This is a genomic window from Okeania sp. SIO2F4, from assembly GCF_010672385.1.
Taxonomy (GTDB): Bacteria; Cyanobacteriota; Cyanobacteriia; order Cyanobacteriales; family Microcoleaceae; genus Trichodesmium.
The window spans coordinates 1-5,429 of sequence record NZ_JAAHGT010000675.1; the positions used below are offsets into that span (position 1 = coordinate 1).

Annotated in this window: 5 protein-coding genes; all 5 read right to left on the minus strand. The window is 37.3% G+C overall.

What is annotated here, in order from left to right; all coding sequences use genetic code 11:
- Window positions 1-246 precede the first annotated feature (246 nt).
- Complete coding sequence (locus F6K22_RS30215) at window positions 247-831, minus strand: hypothetical protein (RefSeq protein WP_293106715.1); 585 nt, start codon at window positions 829-831, stop codon at window positions 247-249.
- Between the two features lie 47 nt (window positions 832-878).
- Window positions 879-2,903 carry a ribonuclease catalytic domain-containing protein gene (locus F6K22_RS30220; protein WP_293106718.1) on the minus strand — a complete coding sequence of 675 codons (2,025 nt, stop codon included), beginning with the start codon at window positions 2,901-2,903 and terminating at the stop codon, window positions 879-881.
- Between the two features lie 537 nt (window positions 2,904-3,440).
- Window positions 3,441-3,659, minus strand: a complete 219-nt coding sequence (gene rpsR, locus F6K22_RS30225) for a 30S ribosomal protein S18 (protein ID WP_293106720.1) — start codon at window positions 3,657-3,659, stop codon at window positions 3,441-3,443.
- A 70-nt stretch (window positions 3,660-3,729) separates the two neighbouring features.
- Window positions 3,730-3,918: a 50S ribosomal protein L33 gene (gene rpmG, locus F6K22_RS30230; protein WP_293106723.1), complete on the minus strand. Its 189-nt coding sequence runs from the start codon at window positions 3,916-3,918 to the stop codon at window positions 3,730-3,732.
- Between the two features lie 33 nt (window positions 3,919-3,951).
- Window positions 3,952-4,485 carry an RDD family protein gene (locus tag F6K22_RS30235; protein WP_293106725.1) on the minus strand — a complete coding sequence of 178 codons (534 nt, stop codon included), beginning with the start codon at window positions 4,483-4,485 and terminating at the stop codon, window positions 3,952-3,954.
- Window positions 4,486-5,429: the final 944 nt, after the last annotated feature.

Consider the following 5,429-nt stretch of genomic DNA (forward strand, 5'->3'; position numbering starts at 1 on the left):
CTCCCAACGGTGAATGAAACTGTGTCATTTGGTTCATTGGTCGTGCTCAGTGAAATATCTGTTGTCACATCAAACGTCGCTACGATCCCATTATCACTGGCTCGTGGATTCTTTCAATATCTGTTTAAATTCCTGTTCCGCTTCCGCACCTATCGCCTTAGCTTGTGATTCATTCAGCTCTTTATATTTCAAACCTTTCAATACTCCATACGCTATTGGAGCACTAAGCAGCACCAACATCAACCTTTACGCATTACGATTCAATTCTCTTATATCACCATAACTTTTCTCAACTGTTGACTCTAAGAAATTCAAGCCATCCTTACCAGTCATACAGTTATAGATTATCAAGGCATTTTCTCTTATTAGATGAAGGTTCGGTACATATTCTAATAAACGATCTCTTGCTGTTTTATAATCCCGGGAACTTTCTGGCGAATTCTGTAAACTATTTATATAGTCATTCAAGTTGTCGAAATAAGATAATCTAGGTATTAATGTGGATTGGGCATTGCTTAGTTCAACGACTTTCTCTAGATAATCAAATTTGTAATTTATCTCAGACTTCAAATCTTTAATTTGTCGGCTCAACTGACTAATCGCATTCAGAATTAGTTGTGTATCGCTTGGTCCTCCTGCAAATATACCGATGATACCAACAAAAGCGCCTAACCCTCCCAGCAGACTTGACATACCTGCCAGTTTCTCAAATGCTTTCATACCCTCTTTTAGTGATTTTCCAAAATCATCGAAGCCTTGTGATAAGTTCTTTATTTGTAATGTGGTATCTTTGATTGTATTTGCCCCATCTACCAAACTATTGAATGACATCTTAAGCCCTCATTAATTATTATTAGTATAGTAAAATAACTTTACCACTAATTAGTAGCAGTTTCTGCTACGCTCGAAATTATTTCTTGAAATACAATCTCATCTTTACGAGGGTCAGCATAAGCAACCTTTACCTCCAGACGATCGCCCACCTCAACCGACCGACCAAACCGCATTGCCAACTCTAACCCCAACTCTTCCAACAACACCAACCCTAAATTAATCTCCTCCTTCAACCACCGAATTATCAAAGCTTGCCAAACCTCATCCGAGTTTCGCCGTAAATATTCCAACCCCCAATAACGGTTAGTAAACCTTTCCACACTGGAAGCTTCCTTAACCGCAGGAACTAAACTCATCACCATTTCTTGCATTTGGTCTGGAGTAAAAGGTAACGGGTCTCCTCGCAAATGAGCTTTAATTTGAAAGTGAGCTAATAGATCGCTATAACGGCGAATTGGAGAAGTAACCTGAACATAAGTTTCCAAAGCCAAACTTGCGTGGCGAGCAGGTATAGTACCCATTTCACTTTTAGGCATACATCGACGCATAGCTGTAGAACGAACCGGACCTGCTGGCAATAACATTAGTTCTGCTTCTGGTGGGAGTTCCGGTTGAGGTTGACTGCGGTAAGGTAGAGGAATATTATGTTGTTGACCATATTTTGCCCCCACTTCCCCTGCCAAAATCATCATCTCTGCTACTAACTGTCTTGATGGTGAATCATCCAAGACTTCTACTGTAATTTCTTCACCTTCATTTTTAACTTTAATTACGGACTCTGGCATATAAATACTAATCGAGCCTTGTGACTGTCGCCACTTAAATCTTTGTTTTGCCCAATCATTCAGAGCATGAATTTCTGGTTCTGGCTTAATCCCTAACTGTAGCATTTCATCTACATCATCATAGGTCAAGCGATAGGTTGGCTTGATTAAGCTGGCATGAATTGTGTAATCTATAATTGCTCCAGTTTCATCTAAAAGAATGCCAAAACTCAGAGCGCTGCAAACTTGCCCCTGAATTAAACTCATTGGCCCTGTTGCTAACTCTGAGGGAAACATAGGAACCATACCAGTAGGTAAATATAAGGTAGTGGTTCTGCGTCTAGCCTCTAGGTCTAATTCATCACCGGGAGTAAGTAAACGAGTAGGGTCAGCTATATGTACCCATATCCGTTGTTGACCGTCTTCTAAAAATTCTATACTCAGGCCATCGTCTATTTCTCGCGTACTTTCATCATCAATTGTATAGACTTTGAGATGAGTTAAATCCAAACGGTTTGTGTCTGGATCTGGTGGGAGGGATTGCCGGCAGCTTTTGGCCACTTCTAGTACCTTGGTAGAAAAATGTGTTGGAATCTGGCTACGTCGCAAGTATAAATTTTCATGCTCGCTCCATATAGCTAGATCCACTAATAGTTTAAACGCTGCTTCTGAAGTTTCTGGTAGTTCTAAGATAGCCAAGGTCTCCATGGCTTGGTTCCGATGGGAGGTTTCTTCTCCGTGAGTGGCAAATTTTTCTATAGAGTCTAGGCGATTATAATCACTTTGTTGCCAGTTTACTTCTTCTCCTGCTAGTCGGTTATGGACTCGAAGTAAAAAGTTTTCTAGTTCTTGTTTTCGTTGCTTTTGGACTTCTTGTTGATGTTTGATTTCTGCTACTTGGGCTATGGGGCGGGGTTCGTAGCGATCGCCTTTTTGTTTAAAGTAGAGTTTATCGTCTGATAATAATATATGGGCTGCGTAACATTGGCTGGGTGTTTGTTCTGAAAATAGCAATAGTGCCATTTCTGCTGGATTTACTGTTTCTGCTTCTTCTACTAGTAGTTCCCATGCTACTTCTAGACTAGAAGGGTCTAGATAGATTTCTACTTCTTGAAGAAATTGGGGAATTTCTGATGATTTGTAATTTTCTCCTGCTACTTCATAACTTATTTGCTTTGGGGGTATACTATTAGATTTACCATTTGCTTCTACCACGACCCAGTTTTTTTTACCATCAGGACGTTCTGCTACAGCTAGTCGCCGCTCTCCGTGCAGTCTAAATTCTATTAATTTTCCCTTCTCCACTTTATCTTATCTATAATAGTGTAAGTTTTCTTTAGCTTTGGCTGGATTGTGGTTTTTTCTATAATCTTGTTTGAGATTCTTTGGCTCTGACATTTACCCAAGGTTAACAGACTGGCTTTATAGCGGTAGCTCTCTCAAATTCACGGATAGCATATCTCTATCTCAAGGGTTTACCAACCTCTAAGCCTCCACATACAGGATAAATGATACCCACCGCCGTTTTGTATTAGAATTACTTTTACTCACAATGACGTCCAACTCCTGTTTGACCTTTTCACAAGTTAACTTAGAGTTTTTAATTTAACGCCATACTATAAGTTCTTGTCAATTTACTTACTTTTAAAGGTGGGTACTACCGCTACTCCCGCTCAAGTCATCATATTCTAAATTTCTGCTTACTAGCTTATTTATTCACCGTCAATTTCCTGCCCGTTAAACTGTCACTATAACGGGAGATTCTTTGAGCGATCGTGTAGGGTTAGATATATCTGAATTTTGCCAATTTTCCCAAAATCTCCAATCTCAAACCTCCGAGCTTCAGCTCTCCTTATTAACGTAAGGCAACAATGCCACTAATCTGGCTCTTTTGATGCTTTTTGTCAAATCTCTTTGCTGTTTGGATGTTAAACCTGTGATTCTTCTTGGCAGAATTTTTCCTCTTTCTGTGACATATTTCTTCAGTAATTCGACGTCTTTGTAGTCGATTGGTTCTCCTGGTTTAATTGGTGATACTCTTTTGCGATAGTAATTTGGCATTGCTAATTATTTGTTCGTTATTTTTGTTTACTTTTTAACTGTCTAATGTTTTTTTATACTCACTGAATTTTCACTTAATTTCTTTGTGAACTGTATGTTTATTGCAGTGAGTACAGAATTTCTTCAACTCTAATCTTGATGTTGTATTCCTACGATTTTTAGTGCTTGTGTACCTAGAAACACCTTGTGAACGTTTATCAGAATTAGTTCTACACTCTGTACACTCTAGTGTAATAATAATTCTTACTCCTTTAGCCATATTTCAGTTTTCCAATATCTTAGACACAAATTATTATTTTCTCATATAACGCTTGGCTTCGTCAAGCAACCACCTGAGCTTAATATCTACGGAGTAACCACGCATAGTTCCCACTACTATTGTCTGGGATATTCTGTCATGGAAAGCTTGCTGATACCTTTCAATATCTACCAAAGCTACTGTAAAGTCTAAAAATAAGGGCATTATTAGTAGTAAAACAGCAGCATTTCCAGATGTCAAATTACTCATGCCTAGCATGGCCAATGACCCAGCTAATGCTAAAATTCCTTCTCGCTTTGATAATTCTAGAATACCAGGAGTTCTTTGGTATCTAGTATCTAAAACTTTCATATCTAGAGCAAAGTGGCCTATACTCTGACCTTGGTTTTTGTAGACCATTAGCACTCGTATGGCTATCCAAAGTACCACAAAAAATAAAGTAAAAGTGAACCAATTATTGCTAATTATGGCGCACAGAAACCAAACCACTCCGGCATCTATACTGAATGCTGCTGCACGACGGGATAGAGGGGCTTTTGGCAGTTGGGGTATAATATCATCACTCATTATGCTTGACTCTAATTATTTGGTCTGGCTAGCAAAATCTTTAATTGCTTTATTGGCTTTTTTTACTATTGTAAATTACTGTTTTTAATTTGGTAGTAATCCTAAATGATTTGCCATTTCAGTTATCAGTTAACAGTTATCAGTTATGAGTACCTCCGGGTAAACCCATAAACTTGAAATACTGAAGTTTGTTTTTTTCATTCTCTCTCCAAGGGGAAGCTTGAGACCTTATTTTTTTGTCAAAAATCTAGGCATAATATCAAAAATATGAAATTATGCTCCCTATTCGTTGTTTCCTAATTCCAATATTTTTTTTTCACAATTACACGCAGGAGTGCTATATTATGATTTGATTATATTTTTTCTTTGTCAATTTTGCCTAACCTTTGAGAAAGATAAAATTACAAAAAGACAAAAATCATAAAGCTTTTAGCTTTCGCTGTCTATAGCACTAGACATATCCCTGAGTTACTAGCTTCTCCAAAACAGTTATTAATTTCTATTTGATTTTCAGGTAAACTAGATATAATTAAATATAAATTTCACACGGAGAGTATACTAAAATATTTAGAATGCTGGTCTTGCTGATTTTAGGTATTAAGTGAGTCATTGAGATAAATTAAGAGTAATTAATCTCCAGGGCTATTTCATTCTAGAATTAAGTAAGGATTTTACTAGCTTTTGGAAATTGGTTGATACAATTTTCAATCCTTATAAAATTAGAATGCTGGTGTTGCTGATTTTAGGTATTAAGTGAGTCATTGAGATAAATTAAGAGTAATTAATCTCCAGGGCTATTTCATTCTAGAATTAAGTAAGGATTTTACTTGCTTTTGGAAATTGGTTGATACAATTTTCAATCCTTATAAAATTAGAATGCTGGTGTTGCTGATTTTAGGTATTAAGTGAGTCATTGAGATAAATTAAGAGTAATTAATCTCCAG

Excerpts from the sequence above, each read along its gene's own strand:
- rpmG (WP_293106723.1), bottom strand. The coding sequence starts at position 3,918 with ATGGCTAAAGGAGTAAGAATTATTATTACACTAGAGTGTACAGAGTGT.
- F6K22_RS30235 (WP_293106725.1), bottom strand. The coding sequence starts at position 4,485 with ATGAGTGATGATATTATACCCCAACTGCCAAAAGCCCCTCTATCCCGT.
- F6K22_RS30215 (WP_293106715.1), bottom strand. The coding sequence starts at position 831 with ATGTCATTCAATAGTTTGGTAGATGGGGCAAATACAATCAAAGATACC.
- rpsR (WP_293106720.1), bottom strand. The coding sequence starts at position 3,659 with ATGCCAAATTACTATCGCAAAAGAGTATCACCAATTAAACCAGGAGAA.